We start from the raw sequence: 20,138 nt of genomic DNA, 5'->3' as shown, positions 1-20,138 counted from the left end.
AGTGGCAGGCTTATCCATAAGGTCCCATAACTTGAAAAAGAGGTCTCCATGTCTGAAATCTATCTCGTCGACGGCTCCGCTTACATTTATCGCGCCTTCCATGCCATAGCCCCGCTCACCAACAGCAAAGGGCTGGCCACCAACGCCGTGCTCGGTTTTGTCAACATGGTGCATCGTCTGCAGAGGGAGCGTACTCCAGAGCGGCTGGGCATTGCCTTTGACGCCAAAGGACCGACCTTTCGCCACGAGATATATGACGCCTACAAGGCCAACCGCCCGCCGATGCCTGAAGACCTGCGGGAGCAGCTGCCGTGGATCAAACGCTTTGTTCCAGCCTCCGGGCTCACCCTCATTGAACAGCAGGGCGTGGAGGCGGATGACATTATTGCCACTCTCTCCCGCCGGTTTGCCCGTGAGGGGCACAAGGTGGTGATCGTCTCCGGTGACAAGGATCTGCTGCAGCTGGTTGGCAACGGCGTCACCATGTTCGACCCGATGAAAGACGCGGAACTGGGAGTGCCCGAAGTTGAGGAGAAGTATGGGGTGAAGATCGACCAGCTGCTCGACTACTTCTCACTGGTGGGTGACAGTGCCGACAACATTCCCGGTGTCCCCGGTGTGGGCCCGAAAACGGCTGTGAAGCTGATCCGCGAATACGGTTCTTTCGAAGGGCTGTATGAACATGTGACAGAGATGAAGAAGTCGAAGATGAAGGAGAAGATCATCGACAACCGAGAGCAGGCGTTCCTCTCCCGGCAACTCATTACGCTGAAATTTGATGTGGAGCTGGATGAACAGGCGACGGCCTGCAAGATCGGCGGGGAGAATGCCGCCGAACTCGCTGAGATCTATACCGAGCTGGAGTTTAACTCACTGCTCAACGGGGTTGACCGCTCCGAGAAGCTGGGCACAGAGAAGTTTCATCTTATCCACGGAATGGCGGAACTCGAAGCCCTGCGCAAAGAACTTGATGCTGCTGAGCAGATTGTCTTCGATACCGAGACCACCTCTCTTAACGCCCGCCGCGCAAAACTGGTGGGAATATCTCTCTGCACTTCCCTGGAGGCGGCATACTATATTCCGGTTGGTCATATCAACGATGACGGTTCCCTCCAGCCCGGACAGCTTCAAGAGCAGGTGGTGCTCGATTTCCTGCGCCCGTGGTTCGAAGGTGAGACGCTGAAGGTGGCGCACAACCTCAAGTATGACTACACCGTGCTGAAGACTGCCGGTCTCACCCCTGGCGGCAAACTGGCCGATACCCTTGTCGCTGCTCATCTCTGTGAGGCGGGACGGTCCTTGAAGCTCGACGATCTCTGCGTGAACTTCGGCATCAGGATGACCTCCTTTGATGAGGTGACCGGCAAAGACAAGCGGGAGGGGTGTTTCGCCTATGTCCCGGTAGAGGCAGCGGGGAACTACAGCTGCGAGGATGTCTACGGCACGCTGACTCTCTGGCAGTGGCTGGTTCCCCGGCTCGCAGAGAAGAAGCTGGAGAAGATCTTCTGGACGGTGGAGATGCCGGTGCTGCCTGTTCTCGCAGGCATGGAGATTGCCGGAATAGCCCTCGATACCAGCGTGCTCGACGAACTGAAGAAGGAGTTCTCTGCACGGCTGGTGGAGCTTGAGACCCAGGTCTATGCCATTGCCGGTCACGAGTTTAACATTGGCTCACCGAAGCAGCTCGGGACACTTCTTTTCGATGAACTGGGATTACCCCACGGGCGCAAGACCAGGACCGGCTACTCCACCGATGTGAAGGTGCTGGCCAAACTGGCGAAGAGTCACCCTCTGCCGGAGAAAATCCTCGAATACCGCAGTTTTGCCAAATTGCTCTCCACTTATGTGGAGGGGCTGGCGGCCCAGCAGGAGGAGGATGGTCGAATACACACCAGTTTCAACCAGGCGGTCACCGCTACCGGCAGACTTTCCTCTACCGATCCCAACCTGCAGAACATCCCCATCCGCTCGGAAGAAGGCGGCCGCATCCGACAGGCCCTCGTGGCGGAGAAGGGAAATGTCTTTCTTTCAGCGGACTATTCGCAGATCGACCTGCGGGTACTGGCGGACTATTCGCAGGACGAGGCGCTGCTCAAGGCCTTTCGTGACGGGGAAGATATCCACAGTCGTACGGCTGCCGAGATCTTTGGTGTGAACAGCCTGCTGGTTAACTCGGAGATGCGGAGAGTGGCAAAGTCGATTAATTTCGGTATTGTGTACGGCATGAGTGCCTTTGGGCTTTCTGCCCAGCTCGACATTCCCCGTCGCGATGCCCAGCGTTTTATCGACCGCTACTTTGCCCTCTATAGCGGTGTGCAGCATTTTATGCACGAGGTGGTGGAACAGGCAGCGAAGGATGGTTATGTCACGACTCGCCTCGGGCGCAGACGGGCGCTGCCGGACCTGCAGGCGAAGAATCGTAATCAGCGGGAGTTCGCTGAGCGGATGGCGATCAACACTCCAATCCAGGGCACGGCGGCGGATATTATTAAACTGGCGATGATTGGCTGTGACAGAGGTATCAAAGAGAACACGCTGAGTGCACGGATGCTGCTGCAAATTCACGATGAGCTGGTTTTTGAGCTTCCGAAGGAGGAGGTTGCGCGGGCAAAGCCGATTTTTAAACTGGCCATGGAGGAGGCGCTGAAGCTCGATGTGCCCCTGGTGGTCAACTTCGAGGAGGGAAAAAATCTCAACAAATAATACCATTTACATTTTGTATTGACCAGAGAACGCAACTGCGTAGACATCTTTTTTGGCGATTACGAATGGATAAACAGGCGAAAAAAGACAAAGACAAAAAGGGAGAAAGGAGGCAGGAGAAAGGGAAAAGCAAACAGCGGAAAAGCAATTTTTACCGCGAAGGACACGAAGAACGCGAAGAATAAAGATATAACAACAGTAAAGCCCTGTTTAATTTTACGAAGAGAGTTGAATGATAACGACAAAAAGCTGCTCCCATGAGGAACAGCTTTTTTCATGTCAGAAAGATCGCATGTTCAGAAAATCATTTCTGAGAAACGCTGATGCCAGGCGGTGAGATCTTCCTCGCACACTGCGCAGAAGAGTCGGGGGGGCCCGAGGTGCCGAAAATTACTCTCTTCAAGGATAAAGCTTCCATCTTTGTTTTGTGTATACCAGGTTGTTTCCACAATATTGTCGACAACTTCAAAAAACTTTTCGCTATTTCCACATTTGGGACACTGAATAAGATTTACCAGTGAGGGCTTTGCTTTCTGTTTCATTCCTGCTCTATTTGCTCCTCCGGAGCCAGTTTTATATCATCATCGGGAGAAACTGCTGCGGTTCTGCAATCAGTTCAAACCCTTTAGCGAAGACGTGAATCTCGCCCTGAATAGTGGTTCGGTTCAACGGAGACGTACAACCCCCTGCGTGCGCTGAGCGAACCGGCGATGATAGTGCCTTCCATCTACCGCAGCAGTTGAAAGAGGCGACAGTGATATAACCGGTGATACTCATCGTCTTGTTCATGAGAGATGGAATTGATTCACTGGCCACGTTTTCCTGCTTCTGATAGTTTGAGTTGCAGGGTTCGTTGTTGTCTGCTTTTGCAAATCTTGTTACGGGTTCCTTGAAGAACCTTGTATTTCGTTCATATTCGAGGTACAGGAGGAAATTTACCGCAGGTACTTATACCGGCTTACCGTTCATCACCGGTATAACTTTGATATCGGAGTCCAGCACGTACCTCCGAAGATATTTTTTTGACTGTAACGAAGAAGATGGACGAAAGACTGGTTATTCAAGGTACCCTTATGAGGTTATCTCTTTGATTGTATGAGTGTCGAAACTGAAAGAAATCTTTTCGGATTCACCGGTTTGCCGCTGCGCTTGACTTCATAGTGAAGATGCGGTCCGGTAGATCGGCCGGTGTTGCCGACGAGACCGATAACGTCTCCCTTTTTGACCTGTTGTCCGGAGTGTACCTTAATGCGGCTCATATGGCCGTAGGCGGTGCGAAAGCCGTTGCCGTGATCCAGTTCGATATATTTGCCGTAGCCACCGTTGCGAAAGGCGCGGAGGACAACACCGTCGGCAGTAGCATGGATGGGCTCCCCGCGACAGCCGCGAAAATCCATTCCTCCATGGAAAGAGCGGCGACCGTTGATGGGGTCACGACGGGCACCGAAGCGGGAGGTGACCACCCCGGTGACCGGTCTGCCCACAGGGATGAAATTAATCCTTTTCAGGTTGGCATCCACCCGGTCAAGAAGGTCTTCCGCATTTACGTCACCGCCGGGCAGCTCAATGAAAGGGCCACCACTGTCAGTGTCTTTATCATTGAAAACCTTTTTGTGACGCGGAGTAAGAATTCCCATCGATTGAAAGAGTTCGTCCAGCATGGCATTGCGCTCGGCGAGTTCATCAATAGTGTTTTGTACAATCGCCTCTTTTTCTTTCAGCAGTTCGCTGTCAACCGGATTTTTTGCATTTTCGAAGGCAGCAATTTTCTGGCGCAGACGGAGGATCTCCCGATCAGCTTTTTGAGCAGCGACAAAATCGTCAGGGGCTGTTTCAGAGGAGCGGGCTGCGTCAATTTCTGCAGTGGACGTATCAAGGCTGGCAGTTTTTTTATTGATGGTAGTGATAGAATAGATAGCGAGAACAGAGACCGTAAGGAGAACAAGTACCAGGCTTGAAGAATAGATGGCAAAAAGCCTGAGCTTTTTTCTATTGAACGGGGGAGGATTCTTCGCATCCTGTTTTATATCGGAAATAATATGGAATTGATCGTCTGCCATGTAGTATTGTATAGATTTATTTGTAATATAGTAAAATGTAGTATATAATAGAACGCTATAAGGATACTTTTACTCAAAGAATACTATCTTAAACGGTTGTATTTATACATAAAACATGCATAATGAAAATTGAAAGCAAAAGGAATCTGCAATCCCTGTAATTCGTGTAAACTGTTGTACTACAGCAGCCATGGATATTGTAGCTCGGTAGAGTCTATCGAGTACATACGTGGAGAATCTTTTAAACTTCGGTTTTATCGAAGATCTTTAAGGATTTATAGAAACGTATAATTTTCTATAGTAGATAATAATTTACTATTAGATTTAAGACTATATAAACCCTGAAGAATTAATCGAAATCGTGAAAAAGGCAGCTATCATTATAATGTAACCTGCTATAAGTACCAGTGGACAGAAAATTTTTCAAGCCATTTCCCTTGAAAAACCGCCCGATATGCATCGGCTGAAAGTATGTTATATTAAACTAAAATTCTGCAGAAAATATGTATTCTTGTGCTGTCTCTGTAGAACAACCCTCTGAAATAGTTACGACTTCTCCTAACATTTTTATTATGACAAATCTCGTTACCTGTAAGAATCTCGCCAAATCATACGGCGCACAGAAACTTTTTATATCCCTCTCTCTCACCGTCAATTCGGGGGACCGTATCGGCGTCATTGGTCCCAACGGCAGCGGGAAATCGACCCTCCTGCGTATCCTCAGCGGGCATGAGGATTATGACAGCGGCGAAATTCTTACCGCAAAATTCTGCCGCCTCAGCTATCTCGCCCAGAGTGATAACTTTGACGACGAGGCTTCGGTGGTGGAAAATCTTTACGCCGCTCTCAGCGATGAACCGCTCGAAGAGACGGAGAAATTTACCCGTATCCACTCGCTGCTCAGCCGCGCCGACTTCCCGGATACCGAGGCGAAGGCAGGAGAACTCTCCGGCGGCTGGCGCAAGCGACTGTCGATCTGCCGTTCCATGCTCAACAATCCCGATGTTCTGATAATGGATGAGCCGACCAACCATCTTGACATTGAAGGTATCCTCTGGCTGGAAAAAATGCTCGCTGGACTCCAGCGCGACCAGGCCTTTCTCGTCGTCAGCCATGATCGGCGTTTCCTCGAAAACTGTGCTGGCCGCATCATTGAAATCTCTGCAGTGTATCCTGAAGGAAGCCTGCAGGTGGACGGTAACTACTCCGATTTTCTTGATATTCAGAAGGATTTTCTCAGCGGTCAGATGGCCGAGGAAACCCGTCTGGCAAATAAGTCGCGGCGGGAGAATGAGTGGCTGCGGCGCGGGCCGAAAGCGCGGGCGACCAAGGCGAAATCCCGCATCGATGATGCCTATACCCTGCAGGATGATCTCGCCAGCGTTAAGGCACGCAACCGCGCCCTCGGTAATGTGAAGATCGACTTTACCGCTACCGGCCGCAAGACGAAAAAACTGATGGAGCTTACCGGCGTTGGCAAGGGCTGGGACGGACGGCAGCTTTTCTCCGGGTTGAACCTTGTGCTCGCCCCGGGCAGCCGTCTCGGCCTGCTTGGCCGTAATGGCTGCGGGAAATCAACCCTGATGAAGATTCTCGCCGGTGGGGAGGAAGGCGGCGAAGTTACCGCCGACAGTGGCACCCTCCGCATTGCCGACAAGGTGCAGATCGTCCATTTCGACCAGCGGCGGGAAGGCCTCAATCCGGAGGAGAGTCTGCGCCGCGCTCTCGCCCCTGACGGCGACTCGGTGGTTTTCAACGGTCGATCTCTGCACGTGGTGAGCTGGGCAAAGCGTTTTCTCTTCCGTCCGGAACAACTTGAAACGCCTGTGGGGCAGCTCTCCGGGGGGGAACAGGCGCGGATTCTTATTGCCGGACTGATGCTGCGCCCCGCAGATATTCTACTGTTGGATGAGCCGACCAATGACCTCGATATTCCTTCCCTCGACGTACTCGAAAACAGTCTGAATGAGTTCCCCGGCGCTCTCGTTCTCGTTACCCATGACCGTTATCTGCTGGACAGTGTCTGCGACCGGGTACTCGGTTTTGACGGCCGCGGTTGCGTGCGCTTTTATGCCGACTACGAACAGTGGCTGGTGGAGATGCAAAACTTTGAGCAGGAAGAGAAGGCACTGGAGAAACGGTCAGAGAAGAAACCTGCCGCACAGGCTGAATCCGCCCCGAAAAAGGTGAAGCTTTCCTACCTTGATCAGCGGGAATATGACGGACTGGAAGAGAAAATTGCCGAGGCCGAGGTGCGGGTACAGGAGTTGGAGTCGAAAATGTCCTCCCCCGAGGTGGCGGGCAATGCACTCCGGATCGACACCTGCTGGCAGGAGGTGGAAGAGGCGAAGAGTGAGATAGATCGTCTCTACGGTCGCTGGGAAGAGCTGGAAGGAAAACTCGAAGAGTGATGCTGTAATAAAGAGGGCGGTCTGCAGGCCGCACTCTTCACAGATCAGAAATTTTTTAATCAGCCTGGAAAAATTCCTCAAGAAGCTGTACGAAGTAGTCAATGTCCGCTGCCGTAACATCAAGGTGGGTAACGAGACGAAACTCCGCACCAGGATTGACCAGCACGCCATGTTTACCGAGAAAGTCTGCCAGTTCCAGTGAACGCTGTCCATCCATCTGCACAAAGACCATGTTGGTCTGCGCTTCACCCACCTGAAAATTCTTCGCTGCGAATTTTTTCAGGTGCCCGGCCAGCTTTTCGGCGAGAGCGTGGTCCTCTGCCAGTCGGTCAATGTTGTTTTCGAGGGCGTAGATTCCCGCTGCAGCGAGAATCCCCGCCTGGCGCATTCCTCCGCCAGCCATCTTGCGCCATTTTTTTGCCTCATGGATGAACTCCCGGTCACCGCAGAGCAGAGAGCCCACCGGCGCGCCCAGCCCCTTGGAGAGGCAGAGCGTGGAGGAGTCGAAGGGCCGCGTTAACTCGGCGGCCTCTACTCCCTGTGCCACCGCTGCATTTATCAGACGGGCGCCGTCAAGATGGAATTTCAAGCCGTGTGCCCGCGCAAAATTGCCCGCATCGGTGAGATAGGGGCGGGGCAGTGCCTGACCGTTGTGTGTGTTTTCGAGACAGAAAAGCCGCGTGCGGGCGAAGTGGAAATCGTCCGGTTTGATTTTAGCAGCCACCTTGTTCAGATCGAGGGTGCTGTCCAGCTCAAATTCAATGGGCTGCGGTTGCACCGAGCCGAACACCGCCGCGCCGCCTGCTTCGTGCGCGAAGGTATGTGCCGTTTGTCCAACAATATATTCGTCTCCGCGCTGACAGTGCGCGAGGATGCCGATGAGGTTGGCCTGGGTGCCACTCGTGGCAAAGGCCGACGCTTCAAAACCGAGCAGCTCTGCGGTCATTGCCTCCAGTCGGTTGACGGTGGGATCGTCGCCATACACATCATCACCTACTGGTGCAGTGGCCATTACGCGGCGCATGGCCTCGCCCGGTTTTGTCACGGTGTCACTGCGCAGATCAATTATTTTATCCTGTGAATTCATACCTGTTTTCCTGAGAATTTGCGTATTGGTATCTTGAGTTATCGAGTCGAAAAAAGTAGTCTGACCACTTCAGAAAAGAAACAAAAAATTTCAAAATTTTCCCCTTACAGAAAAAAATATGCCCCTCTTACTCAGCCCTGAACAGCAGGAAATCGTTGATATGTATGCGGGGGATCTCACTTCCGCCACCTTTTTTGCCATCGTCGAAGGAGAGCGCCAGCCGAAGGAGCTTTCCGACAGTGAGCTGCTTGATTTCCTGCAACTCGCCAACTTCCTCTACCGCAGCGGTGAACCGGTCATCTCCGATGGTAAATACGACTTCAGCTTTCTCAACGAACTGCGTCGCCGTCATCCTGACCACCCTTTTCTCGGCGCAGTGGAGCCGGAGGCCGCCGCCAAAACAGTGGAATTGCCCGAGCGGATGTTGTCCACCGATAAGGCCTACAATTTTTCCACCATTCAGCGCTGGATAAATCGCATAGAAAAAGCGGCGCACGAGAGTCGGAAAAATTTCTCCGAGCTGCAGTTCCGTGTTACCCCCAAGCTGGACGGGTTTGCTGCCTGGGATGATGGTACCCGCCTCTACACCCGGGGAGACGGTCGCCGCGGTACCGATATAACCCGCGCCATGGAGCGTGGCCTGCAGGTGGCCGAAGGCGGTCTACGCGGCCTTGGGCCGGGGGAGATTGTTGTCGACCAAAAATGGTTTACCATGAAGCTGGCCGGCACCTTTGAAAACTCCCGCAATGTGCAGGCTGCCCTGATTAAAGAAAAGGAGCTGGATCCTCTTGTGGAGGAGACTCTGCGCGAGGGCAAGGCTGTCTTTTATCCCTTCTCCCTTCTGCCGGACTGGCTCGGTCCCTGGGCTGAACTCTCTGCCGACTTCACCGCCATTGTCGAGCGTATCTGGCATCTGCTGGAGTATACTACCGACGGCGTGGTGCTGGAGATTGTGGACGAAGAAATCAAGAGACGCATGGGAGATACCCGCCACCACCACCGCTGGCAGATTGCCTGGAAACAGAATACCGAAACCGTAGAGGTGCGGCTCATCGCCGTGGTGCCGCAGACTTCCCGTTCCGGCCGCGTCAACCCGGTGGCGGAGTTTCCGCCAACCCGGCTGTGCGGCGCGTTCATCCGCCGTGCCACTGCTCACCACTACGCTATGGTACGTGATCTGAAGATTGGCCCCGGTGCCCTCATTCGTCTTTCCCGCAGCGGTGAAGTCATTCCCAAAATCGAAGAAATACTTGAACCGGGCGAGGTACAGATTCCGCAGAACTGTCCGAGCTGCAACGGGAAACTGATCTGGGAAGGAGACTGGCTGGTGTGTCCCAACCAGCTTCACTGCCCGGCGCAGATCGTCAACAGCATGGAGCATTTTTTCAAAACCCTCGGCAATATCGACGGGTTCGGTCCCTCCGCTCTGCACAAGATCTATAACGGCGGGGTGCGTACCCTCGGTGAAATATATGCCCTCAGTGAGGGGGATTTGCAAAAATTCGGCTTCGGGCCAAAACAGGCGGAGAACATCGTTGCTCAGCTGCAGCGCAGCCTGCGCGAGCCGATAGAAGACTGGCGTTTTCTCGCTGCCTTCGGTGTCCGCCGCATGGGCGCGGGTAACTGTGAAAAACTGTTTGCCGTCTACCCGCTGGAAAAGATCTTTTCCCTGAAGATTGAGCAGATCAAGGGAATCAAGGGCTTCTCAGAGAAGATCGGCGGGGAACTGGTGGACGGGCTGTCCTCAATCCGCAGGGAGTTCGACCAGCTGCGTGCCCTCGGCTTCACCCTCATTCCCACGCCGCTGCCAGCGGAAAATGAAGCAGAGCAGGGCGGGGCCAGTCCCATCGCTGGAAAGACCTTCGTCTTCACCGGCAGCATGGCGCATGGCAAACGTGACGATATGAAGAAGCAGGCGAAGGCCCTTGGTGCCAGGGTGGGCAGCAGTGTGAGCGGCAGTACTGATTTCCTCGTCTGCGGTGAAAAGGTGGGCTCTGCAAAACTCAGCAGAGCAAAAAAGCATCTTGGTGTGCAGATCATCAGCGAAGCGGAGTATCTTGCCATGATCGGCTGACAGACAGAAGTCGCCATTTTTCATGGAAATCAAATAAAGTTATGTTATGATAAAAATTTTATCTGCAACAGCAGTAAACCCCTGCAGGAGCACATCATGCACGTATTAGTTACCGGCGGTGCCGGATATATCGGCAGTCACACCTGCGTTGAACTGCTTTCTCGCAGTGACAGAGTTACAATTCTCGACAATCTTTCCAACTCAAGCCTCGAAGCGATTCGCCGGGTGGAAGAACTCGGTGGTGGCAGGGTCAATTTCCACAAAGTAGATATCCTCGACCGAACGGGGCTGGAAGATGTCTTTGAGCAGAATATCGATACTCCCTTTGATGCTGTTATTCATTTTGCGGGTAAAAAGGCGGTGGGGGAATCGGTGGAGAAACCGCTGCTCTACTACCATAACAATATCACAGGGACCATCAACCTCGTGGAGGTAATGGAGCAGTATGGTGTGCGCAATCTCATCTTCAGCTCCTCGGCGACGGTTTACGGTGAACCCGCCAGTCTGCCGATCAGCGAAGAGTGTTCCACCTCCGCCTGCACGAATCCCTATGGCTGGACCAAGTTGATGATTGAGCAGATCCTCACGGACATGCAGTTTGCCCGACCAGAATGGAACGTGTTGCTGCTGCGTTACTTCAACCCGGTCGGAGCACACAAAAGCGGTCGCATCGGTGAGGATCCCAATGGCATTCCGAATAATCTCATGCCGTATATCACTCAGGTGGCCATTGGCCGATTGAAACAACTCTCGGTTTTTGGGGACGACTATGACACCCCGGACGGCAGTGGCGTACGCGACTTTATCCATGTGGTGGATCTCGCCCTCGGTCATGTCGCTGCGCTCAAGAAATTTACCGACAATCCAGGATGTTATGTTTGCAACCTCGGGACCGGGAAGGGCTACTCTGTGCTCGATATGGTGAAGACCTTCAGTGAGGCCTGTGGCAGGGAGATCTCTTATAAAATTGCTCCAAGACGGGCAGGCGATATCGCGTCCTGCTACGCCGATCCGGGCAAAGCTGCCCGAGAGCTGGGTTGGCAGGCGCAGTATAACCTCAGAGATATGTGTGAAGACTCCTGGCGCTGGCAGCAGCAGAATCCGGAAGGATATGGCAAACAGGATTGAATGACTGACAGAACGTTTTCTTGTACCCGAATCAGATGAGAGGATCTTCAATTTTTCTCTCTGAGAAGCGAAAACTCTCCCATCAATGCGAAAAATGGAACCTGTTTTGGATAGATCTGAAGAACTGCTGAAAGAAATTTATGCTCTCGTTGACAGGCCGATTCGCCTGATGTTAGCGTGTGGTAACCAGAACCGCACCCTGCTGAAAAACTATGTGCGCGCAAAACTCCCCGCCAGTCTTGAGCTGGTAGCAGGCCCGGGATGCAGTGTCTGTGTCATGCCAGCCGGCCACATCGACGCCTTTGTCAAGGTGGCCAGCCAGCCTGGTGTGATAACGGCGGTTTGTGAAGATTTGCTTCAGGTTCGGGGCAGTAAAGAGTCTCTGGCCTCCATCTGTGAAAAAGGCGCACGTGTGGAGCTGATCAACACCCCGCAGGAAGCGCTGGATATTGCCCGGCATGAGCCGGACAGCACAGTGGTCTATGTGGCTGCCGGATTTGAGGCCACTGCCCCTAATGTCGCCGAAACGATTCTCTACGCCGCCGAGAGCGGGCTGGAAAATTTCTGTGTCATTCCCTCCATTCGCCTGCTGCCTCCCACCATCGGCCGTCTCATGGAAAACGAGACGCTGCATATCGAAGGATTGCTCTGCTCTGATAACAACAACGTTGTTTCCGATACCGACGCCTACAGTAATCTCGCCAGAAAATACAATCTTCCCTGCTGTATCGCTGGATTTACCCTTGAGGATGTACTTGAGGGTCTTCTTTTCCTCGTGCGTCAGGTGAAAGCGGGAACGGCAGAGGTAAGTGATGACTCAGCCTTCTCCTGGTCCCCCCGGGAAACGAACGCTGCCCTGTGCATTGTCTCCGAGGTTTTCTGTGCCGTCGAAACAGACTGGCGCGGGCTCGGCACCATCGCCCGCAGCGGCTTTGTTATCCGCGATGAGCTGGCCCTTTTCGATGCCACCCGCCGTTTCAACGTTCACTTTACCGAGGGGCACGAAAACAGCAAATGTCGGTGTAATGAGATCATCTCCGGGCGCAGTATTCCGACCGACTGCCCTTTTTTCGGCATGGGCTGTACCCCTGAGAGTCCGGTGGGACCGTGTATGATTTCTGATGAGGGGATCTGTCACTCTTATTTCAAATACGAGCTGCAGTCCCCCTGAGACTGCAGCTTTTCTCCCCTTCAACTTCATGGAGGCTTTCCCATGGTTACCTACATTTACTGGTTTACTATCATTATTGCTGCCCTTCTTCTCTTTGCTCTTCTGGCCCGCATGGACCACTGGAAAAGTGCTGTCAGTGTGGCTATAATTATCCTCATGGCGGGCTGGGCAGCCTACTTTTTTAAATTTGAAAATATTCTTGCACGTAATTACGGCGGGGTGATGGAAGTCACTGTGCCTGAAGGGATGTATAATATTGGGATGACATGGAAGGGGAACAACCTCTGGGTGGAAAATTATGATGCGGAATCAAACACCTGCATCTTCCAGGAGCGCACTCCGGGAGGCATCTGGCAGGGTGAGGTTCGGCTGCACAACTGCAACCCGCTGATGCCGACGAATACAAAAGTTAGATAAAGCAGCGGAGAAAAAGACCCCTTATTTCAATATGATATAAGGAAAAGTACGGACATGCAGTTGTGAAAGACGGGGACTCAGGAAATTTCTTGAGTCCCTCTTTTTTTGCCTGCCCGGCAGAGCCCCGGCCTGCGTTATGCAGACGCCATCCCGTAACCTGATAAAAATCACATTTTGTATTGACCAAAGAATGCGGCTGCGTGGACATTTTGTTGGGTGATCACGAATGGATAAACAGGATGTAAAATTGATCGCAATGGTGATAACGGTGGCATTACATCATCATTGGTGAAAAATCGGCACAACAGTGATTCCAGCAATGGTGTTGTAGAGACAAGGCATGCCTTGTCTACACGGTACCGGTAAACGTAACAATAACGGTGCAACCGTAACCGAATACGGAACACCGATACCCGCGAAATATACACGCCATATTGTCACCACGGGATGATAACGGTGGCATTACACATCATTGGTGAAAAATCGCCACAACAGTGATTCCAGCAATGATGTAGAGACAAGGCATGCCTTGTCTACAGAACAACATTGCGGGAAACCATCGCCGTGCCGATTTTTCACCAATGGTGATGGTCGCGTTATATGGTCAATATAAAATGTAAATGGTATTATTCGTTGGCAAAAAGTTTTTCGCTGTTTCGTCTTTTGCTTTTCCCTGTCTCCCGTCTCCTTTCTCCTGTTTTCCATTCCCCTGCCTTTACATTCGCCAATAGAAAGTGAAAATGGCATTGAGTAAGATCACAACTTAATAGGAATGGTATTATTGCCTGTTTCCTGCGAATTCTTGCAACGCTTCAACTGGGAGCATCAAAATTGGCCGAGAATGGGCCAATTTTGATGCCTGAGCAGTTTTTGAGGAGGGATTGATGATAAGGGGACTGGCAGAGTTTAAATATCAAATACAGGGCGTTTAAAACGCTTTTCCTTCTCAGAAGCTTTTAAATAAATTCCTATTCTTCATCCTTAAAACTGCTCAGGTGCCTTGAAATCACAATAACCAACGCGTACACGCGCGCGCGTTTTTTTTAATACTTAACTACTTAACTACTTAGACGGACGGCAAACCCTTTGCCTGTAAGGGTTTGAAAAATCTATTGAGAGAGATCTTCGGCGAAATGAGAGAGATCTTCGACGAAATGAGAGAAATCTTCGGCGAAATGAGAGAAATCTTCGGAAAAAGTTCGCAAACCCTTTGTCTATAAGGGTTTAAAAATCTATTGAGAGAAATCTTCGACGAGATGAGAGAAATCTTTGACGAAATGAGAGGAATCTTCGACGAGATGGGAGGAATCTTTGACGAAATGAGAGGAATCTTCGACGAAATGAGAGGAATCTTCGACGAAATGAGAGAAATCTTCGACGAAATGAGAGAGATTGACATGAGATATCTTAAATGGTATTTACTCTTTTATGGAACAAATCATTGAAAAAACACTAGAGAAGGTTAGAAAAAGCAATGCCTTGATCGACGGTCAGTACAAGCACGGCCTGCAAGAGCAACGGATTTTGCTAACCATCCTCTCAAAAATTGGATTTACTGACGACTTAAATCAAAAGTACCGAATAAAGTGGTCAGAGATCATGACCGCCACAAAGGGCTTCACCGATACTTGTAAAAAAATCGAAGCCGTTTGCGAATCTTTACGGATTAAGCGTATTCGCCTGGACAGGGAAAATAGCATCCATGGGTTTGGCTTTGTAGCTGAATACGAAATTCTACGGAACGAACAGTGTGTTGATTTCATCCTTTCCCCAGGTATGAGGGAACAACTCCTTGAACTTTTGAGCCGGGGACACTTCACGCTTTATAATCTGCAATGCGTCTTATCATTGCCAAGTACTCACTCCGTTAGAATGTATGAAATACTGCGATCAAGGACGTTTATGAAACAGCCTGTTGAGCTCGATCTTGAAAAGCTGAAGTGGTCGTTGGATATTCCAACAAATGGAGTTGGGTATAAAAATTTCAGTGACTTCCGACGATTCATTTTAGAAAAAGCCAAGAAGAATTTAGCCAAATACACTGATATAAATTTTTCTTATAAAGCCTTAAAAACAGGCCGAAAGGTTACTTCTCTATCTGTGAAAATTTCAAAAAATAAACGCTGGCAACCCACGTTTAAGAGTCTCCAATCTCATGGGCAACAGCAGAACCCGCCTAAACGAAATTTTATCCGGCCGGGCGATATTGTATCGATTGCAGGTGAACATTTCGAGGTTGGCCCCAGTGTCCTTGAATATAAGGGACGATCAATTCCAATCGGCACTCTGACCGTCATGCTGAAAAATGGAAAAATAGAACTTATTGATACCGTTCAGGGGGACACATAAGCGATTATACCTTAAACCGAAAGCAGGGCTGCCCAAAATCGATGTCTTGTCTTCGAAGGCGAATGCACTCCATGATGCGTATACCTGACCCATAAATTAACCTGGCCATTAAGAGATGGGTTCCCTTCAGTTGGGCAAAAATCCTCTGTATTTCTTCTTTAGTTAATACAGTAGGGGAATGACGCTTACGTTTAGCGCGAACTTGGGGCAATGGACTGATCTAAAGGGGCCTGTAGAACGTCACGATGGAGAAAAACCAATGCATTTAAGTTTTGCCTCTGGGTAGATGCAGCGACATGCTGAGCAGAAGCCAAATGGGACAAAAATCTCTCAATTTCTCGTTCTCCCATATCTTTGGGGTGGCGTTTTTTTCCATAAAAATAGCTATATCGTAAAAGCCACTGGCAATATGTTTTTTCTGTTGAGCGTGCGTAATGAGAGTATCTCAAGGTTTCACGCACTTGATCCATCAGTTTAAGCTGAGGGTTTGGAGTGAATTTTGACTTGTTTTCCATCATGACAGTGATACACTCAGATTGTATGGAAAAAATGAAAGATAAAAGCAATAATTGGACATGATTTTCCGTTTTTCATCTTTAATACAAAATGTAGTGGAAAAAAAGGCATATAGAGGGTGATATTATGGACTTTTTCCACTTAACCACGCAATCAAGCAGCCTTCGGTTGCAATTAAAATAAAAATCATTTTAATCACAATTCTAGGAGTCTGTCGGATAATAAGTTTTCCTTCTTATGTTGAGGCATTTTTAGAAAATCGAGCACACGCATGTCGTTGATATTGCGAGTATTGATTATTTGTAAATAACGTCAATATGGTAAAAATGGTCTAAATACGACAGCTTCCTAGAAGCTTATTGAAAGCCCCGTTGGACATGATAAATAAAATAATTAGGCAATCAATTTGATAAATATTACAGCAATAATAACATATTTAGTCCTAAGCCTTATTTCATTAATTTTAGTATTTGGTTTATATTTTCGCTTAGCTAAAAATAATGACAATAAAATTGTTAAATTTCTACCTGGAGCTGCTATTTCTTTAGGTATTTTAGGCACATTTGTTGGTATATATCTAGGGTTAAGAGAATTTGATGTTGCAAATATAAGTGATAGTATTCCAAAGTTATTAGAAGGGTTAAAAACAGCATTTACAACATCAATAGCAGGCATGGTTGTTTCAATAATTCTTAAATTCACATTTGAAGCGAAAAGTGTTAAAGGAGATTCTCAAAGTGAAGTTCAACAAGATAATCCTATAGAATTACTAAAACTAATTGTCTCAGGAATTAATAATCTTGAAAAATCATCAAAAGAAATCGAAAAATCCATTGTGTCATGTTTTCGTTCTGACGAAGAATACTCTCTAATATCTCAACTTAAACTTATCAGGCAAGAAATAATAGATTCTCGTAAAGATATAAATATATCTCTGAAAGAATTCGCTGACAAAATTGCAGAGTCAAGCACGGATGCAATTGTGAAAGCGCTTGAAGATGTAATTTCCCAATTTAATGTATTGCTCAATGAACTTGTAAGTGAATCTTTCAAAGAATTAAGCACTGCAATGATTCAGCTTACGGAATGGCAAGAAAATTACAAAACATATATTGACGAAGCTGAAAATAAAACCAACACACTCTTGGGTCACATGAGCCAAACAGTTGAGATACTGGGTAAATCATCAGAAAAAATCTCATTAATAGACAATAGTCTTGAAAGTATAGATGCTTCAATTAGCACCCTCGCAGTCTCAACAGATGATATATCAGAACATATTGAAAACCTAAAATATCAAAATGAAACATTAAAATTTGGAATTTCATCAATTAAAGACATTGGCGAAGAAGCAAAAGCTGTTATACCTGCTATAACCAAACAAATGGACAATCTCTCCGCAAAACTTGAGGGAACTGTTATTAAAATAACAGACAAATTTGAATCTAATAGTGAGCTTGTTACTGAATTTATTAATAAAGCAATGGCTGACATTAAAACAGCAAGTGAGAAACATACTGAATCGATTCAAGATTCAATAGAAAGTATAGATAAAGGACTAGAGGAAGAACTTTCAAAAGCATTGAATTCTCTTGCAGGGAGCTTGGCGTCATTATCTGCCAAGTTCGTAGAAGACTACCAACCACTAACAATAAGACTCAAAGAAATTGTCAAGTTAGCAGAGAAAATTGATGTTTAAGGGCTATGATTTTCAAAAAGATTCTGAAAATGAGTGGGTATCAATATCAGATTTGATGTCCGTTCTAATGATAATTTTTTTATTTATAGCCATTAGCTATATGCACAATGTTCAACAAAACCAACTTAATGTAAAAAAAGTTGCCGTTGCGTATCAGGAACTACAAATAGACCTCTATCTTGAGCTTTGGGAGGAATTTAAAGAGGATCTACCAAGTTGGAAGGCTGTTATTGAAAAAGAGACACTATCTATCAGGTTTGAAGAACCAGAAGTCTTATTTGCAATAGGAAGCTCTCAGCTTTCAATCAAGTTTGAAACAATTTTAAATGATTTCTTTCCTCGGTATATTCGTATTATCTCATCAGAAAAATACAACGCGAACATTGAAGAAATAAGAATTGAAGGACATACCTCATCAGAATGGAATGATAGTTCTCTTGAAATGGAAGCTTATTTTAATAATATGAAATTATCTCAAAATAGAACTCGTTCAGTACTTCAATATTGCATGGGTCTAATTCAAGAACCAGAAGTTTTAATGTGGTCAAAAAAATATTTAACAGCTAATGGCCTTTCATCAAGTCGCCCTATTTTTACAAGTGAAGGTTTAGAAGATAGACTAAAATCAAGAAGAGTGGAATTTAGAACTAAAACAAATGCAGAAAAGAAAGTCGTTGAGATTATAGAACATATGGAGAAGATGTGAAATTACCCGACTACCAAAAATGCACTGAAATAAATCAATTATTAGTTGCGATGGGAGTTAGTAAAATACCATTACTTCCTAAAGTCTCTTTTACACATGAAAGAATAGAAAAAATTATACATACATATCCTGACCCTGCTGAAATCAAAATTGATGATGATTTAAAAAGTATTGCTATTCCAGCCAGAAAGTTTGAGTTTGCTGGTACAGCAGAGGGTTTATTAGAATATAAAGGCAGAAAAGTTTGCGCTTACATTAGAGATCAAAAAGCAAAAGTTAATTTTTATAACAACACAAGTGACTATAGATTTCACCTATGTAATTGTGGAACAATGCAGTCAATGAGAGATATTGGGAGAGAACATCGTTTCCTTACAACCCAAAGAAGTGATGGCTTATTTGAAGTTCATGACCTTACAACATATTCAGTTAAAAAAGGTGTTGTAAAAATGCAATTATGTCAAAATTGCATACAAATATTAAAACAAAAAGGCATCTACAAATCTCCATTTTCGCTAAAGGAATATTTCAAAAAAAATAACACCTTTATCCCTAAAACAATTAAAAGAGTTGAAGAAGTTCGAAAAACTCAAACATATTCACCTAATCAAAAAGAAATATCATTAAAATATAGAAAAGCAAATAATTTTGTATGCCAAATTTGCAATGTTGACTGTAGTAATACCCCTGGTATTCTTCATTTGCACCATAAAGATGGAAATCCTGCAAATAATGAAAGGTTTAATTTACAAGTTCTTTGCGTAGATTGTCATTCAAAACAACCTAGGCATAGTCATATGCTTAGAAATTCACAATTTAAAAATCAAATCAATACCATTACTAAACTAAGAATAGAGCAAGGAATATTATCTGTCGCATGAAATTGTCCAACAGATCAAACATCGCCCCCAAGCATGCCGGGCTTTGAAAAATCTGTGTTTAGTTATTGATAATCCCGTCTTCGTTCAACCTTCATCGGTTGAAGTCTTGGGGGCGGGTTAATAGTGGAGTTGGACGTTCAATACATCCAGAGCGCCTTATACCATTTACATTTTGTATTGATCAGAGAACACGACTGCGTGGAAATCTTTTTTGGCGATGACGAAAGGATAAACAGGATGTAAAAAAAGGGCATAACTTCATAGGAATGGTATTACTTATTTTTAAAATGGATGTGGAGAAAGTATTATGAAAAAAATAGCTTTAGTTATTGCTGTATCGGCATTGATAAGTATAAATGCCAATGCTGAAGGTTATCAGCATGGATGGAAGGTCTATGAGAAACCACAACCTGGTTCCTCCTATGGTGGAGTAGAAACAAATCCTTATGGGGCTGGCGGATCAAAATCCTATGGTGCAGGCGGTGGTAGAAGTTACGGTGCTGGCGGGGGTAGGAGTTATGGAGCTGGCGGAGGTAGAAGCTATGGCGCTGGAGGTGGAAACTCATACGGCGCAGGTGGCGGAAAAAATCCATTGAATCCGTGGAGCGTGGCGGATTAGGGAAGGTCGTAAATCGCCTATCGGGATAGGAACGGCCATCACTGACCGTCCTCCCACACCGCCAAGTATCCGGATCGCGTACTAAGAAGGCGGTTCGGCTGATCAAGACAGCAGTTGTATACTTGGGAGAAAAAGACCAAGAGTTCTTCGGAAATAGGCATTCGGTAATGCGATTATTACCCACTTGACTCTGCTCATTCGCCAAGATCCTTTACGGGTATTTCCCGTACTGACCGCTGACTTATGATAAATACCCCGTTTCTTCAGCTCCCGGACACGGGTTCGCGGATTCTTCCACTGTTTCGAGGGATCGGTTA

Annotated in this window: 17 protein-coding genes; 11 read left to right on the top strand and 6 right to left on the bottom strand. The window is 47.6% G+C overall.

Annotated features, from left to right (window positions below; translation table 11 throughout):
• The first annotated feature begins 48 nt into the window (after positions 1-48).
• Entirely contained in the window at positions 49-2,703 is a 2,655-nt protein-coding gene (gene polA / locus JWG39_RS00835; RefSeq protein ID WP_205217444.1) for a DNA polymerase I, read from the top strand.
• A 296-nt stretch (positions 2,704-2,999) separates the two neighbouring features.
• Here the strand turns inward: polA and JWG39_RS00830 are convergent, their stop codons facing one another.
• The 3 genes from JWG39_RS00830 to JWG39_RS00820 form a co-directional block, all read right to left on the bottom strand.
• The gene (locus tag JWG39_RS00830; protein WP_205217443.1) at positions 3,000-3,245 is read right to left on the bottom strand and encodes a hypothetical protein; all 246 of its coding nucleotides are present in this window, start codon (positions 3,243-3,245) and stop codon (positions 3,000-3,002) included.
• Between the two features lie 31 nt (positions 3,246-3,276).
• Positions 3,277-3,519 carry a hypothetical protein gene (locus JWG39_RS00825; RefSeq protein WP_205217442.1) on the bottom strand — a complete coding sequence of 81 codons (243 nt, stop codon included), beginning with the start codon at positions 3,517-3,519 and terminating at the stop codon, positions 3,277-3,279.
• 263 nt (positions 3,520-3,782) lie between these two features.
• On the bottom strand, positions 3,783-4,763 hold the full coding sequence (locus JWG39_RS00820; protein WP_205217441.1) for a M23 family metallopeptidase: 981 nt from the start codon (positions 4,761-4,763) through the stop codon (positions 3,783-3,785).
• 572 nt (positions 4,764-5,335) lie between these two features.
• Between JWG39_RS00820 and JWG39_RS00815 the strand changes: the two genes are divergently transcribed.
• Positions 5,336-7,174, top strand: coding sequence for an ABC-F family ATP-binding cassette domain-containing protein (locus tag JWG39_RS00815; protein WP_205217440.1), 1,839 nt, complete (start codon positions 5,336-5,338; stop codon positions 7,172-7,174).
• Positions 7,175-7,229: 55 nt separating this feature from the next.
• Here JWG39_RS00815 and ltaE read toward each other — a convergent pair whose 3' ends face one another.
• Positions 7,230-8,261, bottom strand: coding sequence for a low-specificity L-threonine aldolase (gene ltaE / locus JWG39_RS00810; RefSeq protein ID WP_205217439.1), 1,032 nt, complete (start codon positions 8,259-8,261; stop codon positions 7,230-7,232).
• Positions 8,262-8,379: 118 nt separating this feature from the next.
• On the opposite strand from ltaE, the gene JWG39_RS00805 reads away from it, so the two are divergent.
• The 5 genes from JWG39_RS00805 (at position 8,380) to JWG39_RS00785 (ending at position 15,400) form a co-directional block, all read left to right on the top strand.
• The gene (locus JWG39_RS00805; RefSeq protein ID WP_205217438.1) at positions 8,380-10,335 is read left to right on the top strand and encodes a helix-hairpin-helix domain-containing protein; all 1,956 of its coding nucleotides are present in this window, start codon (positions 8,380-8,382) and stop codon (positions 10,333-10,335) included.
• A 96-nt stretch (positions 10,336-10,431) separates the two neighbouring features.
• Entirely contained in the window at positions 10,432-11,463 is a 1,032-nt protein-coding gene (gene galE / locus JWG39_RS00800) for a UDP-glucose 4-epimerase GalE (protein ID WP_205217437.1), read from the top strand.
• An 85-nt stretch (positions 11,464-11,548) separates the two neighbouring features.
• Positions 11,549-12,634: a hydrogenase formation protein HypD gene (gene hypD, locus JWG39_RS00795; protein WP_338032161.1), complete on the top strand. Its 1,086-nt coding sequence runs from the start codon at positions 11,549-11,551 to the stop codon at positions 12,632-12,634.
• A 42-nt stretch (positions 12,635-12,676) separates the two neighbouring features.
• Positions 12,677-13,051, top strand: a complete 375-nt coding sequence (locus JWG39_RS00790; protein ID WP_205217435.1) for a hypothetical protein — start codon at positions 12,677-12,679, stop codon at positions 13,049-13,051.
• Between the two features lie 1,428 nt (positions 13,052-14,479).
• The gene (locus JWG39_RS00785) at positions 14,480-15,400 is read left to right on the top strand and encodes a replication initiation protein (protein WP_205217434.1); all 921 of its coding nucleotides are present in this window, start codon (positions 14,480-14,482) and stop codon (positions 15,398-15,400) included.
• A 4-nt stretch (positions 15,401-15,404) separates the two neighbouring features.
• Here JWG39_RS00785 and JWG39_RS16390 read toward each other — a convergent pair whose 3' ends face one another.
• Together JWG39_RS16390 and JWG39_RS16385 are read right to left on the bottom strand one after the other, a co-directional pair.
• The gene (locus tag JWG39_RS16390) at positions 15,405-15,509 is read right to left on the bottom strand and encodes a hypothetical protein (protein ID WP_240191912.1); all 105 of its coding nucleotides are present in this window, start codon (positions 15,507-15,509) and stop codon (positions 15,405-15,407) included.
• A gap of 82 nt (positions 15,510-15,591) precedes the next feature.
• Complete coding sequence (locus tag JWG39_RS16385) at positions 15,592-15,918, bottom strand: site-specific integrase (protein WP_240191911.1); 327 nt, start codon at positions 15,916-15,918, stop codon at positions 15,592-15,594.
• 404 nt (positions 15,919-16,322) lie between these two features.
• Here JWG39_RS16385 and JWG39_RS00775 point away from each other — a divergent pair, with 404 nt between their 5' ends.
• The 4 genes from JWG39_RS00775 (at position 16,323) to JWG39_RS00760 (ending at position 19,821) form a co-directional block, all read left to right on the top strand.
• The gene (locus JWG39_RS00775; RefSeq protein ID WP_205217433.1) at positions 16,323-17,615 is read left to right on the top strand and encodes a MotA/TolQ/ExbB proton channel family protein; all 1,293 of its coding nucleotides are present in this window, start codon (positions 16,323-16,325) and stop codon (positions 17,613-17,615) included.
• Entirely contained in the window at positions 17,608-18,321 is a 714-nt protein-coding gene (locus tag JWG39_RS00770; RefSeq protein ID WP_205217432.1) for an OmpA family protein, read from the top strand. The genes JWG39_RS00775 and JWG39_RS00770 overlap by 8 nt, the downstream gene beginning before the upstream one ends.
• Positions 18,318-19,202, top strand: coding sequence for an HNH endonuclease (locus JWG39_RS00765; RefSeq protein ID WP_205217431.1), 885 nt, complete (start codon positions 18,318-18,320; stop codon positions 19,200-19,202). Before JWG39_RS00770 ends, JWG39_RS00765 begins: the two co-directional genes overlap by 4 nt.
• Positions 19,203-19,509: 307 nt before the next feature.
• Positions 19,510-19,821, top strand: coding sequence for a hypothetical protein (locus tag JWG39_RS00760; RefSeq protein WP_205217430.1), 312 nt, complete (start codon positions 19,510-19,512; stop codon positions 19,819-19,821).
• Positions 19,822-20,138 lie beyond the last annotated feature (317 nt).

It is taken from the genome of Desulforhopalus vacuolatus, assembly GCF_016918505.1.
Taxonomy (GTDB): Bacteria; Desulfobacterota; Desulfobulbia; order Desulfobulbales; family Desulfocapsaceae; genus Desulforhopalus; species Desulforhopalus vacuolatus.
Note: the sequence above shows the minus strand (reverse complement) of the source record. Positions and strands in the feature narration are given on the sequence as shown.